Below are 456 nucleotides of genomic sequence, written 5' to 3' on the forward strand. Positions count from 1 at the left end.
GTGGTCCCACATGTTTGAACAACTAAAAGCTTATTTATAAGTGATACTCTGCTCTAGTTAAGCTACCTTATTTTGTTGTGGTAGCTGGTCATAGTAAAACTCATCTGGAGTCATTTTGTCCAGACTCGAATGAGGTCGTTTCAAATTATAAAATTCAAAATATGCGTTTAATTGCTTCTTCGCATCCAAAACATTGCTGTAGGCTTTGAGATACACCTCTTCATATTTAACGCTCCGCCATAATCGTTCAACCATCACATTATCAACCCATCGACCTTTACCATCCATACTGATTTGAATGCCATTTGATTTCAATACATCAATAAATGCATCACTGGTAAACTGACTGCCTTGGTCTGTATTAAATATTTCAGGTCGACCATATTTTTCAATAGCTTCATTTAATGTTTCTATGCAAAATGTAACCTCCATACTAATCGATACTCTATGCGCAAG

The 456-nt window shown here is 36.0% G+C and carries 1 protein-coding gene; it reads right to left on the bottom strand.

The genetic code is table 11. The features are described 5' to 3' along the window. Nucleotides 1-57: 57 nt before the first annotated feature. On the bottom strand, nucleotides 58-456 hold a 399-nt coding region (locus D7V20_RS19530; RefSeq protein ID WP_147395832.1), incomplete at its 5' end, for an integrase core domain-containing protein.

This window comes from Acinetobacter rongchengensis (genome assembly GCF_003611475.1).
Lineage (GTDB): Bacteria > Pseudomonadota > Gammaproteobacteria > Pseudomonadales > Moraxellaceae > Acinetobacter > Acinetobacter rongchengensis.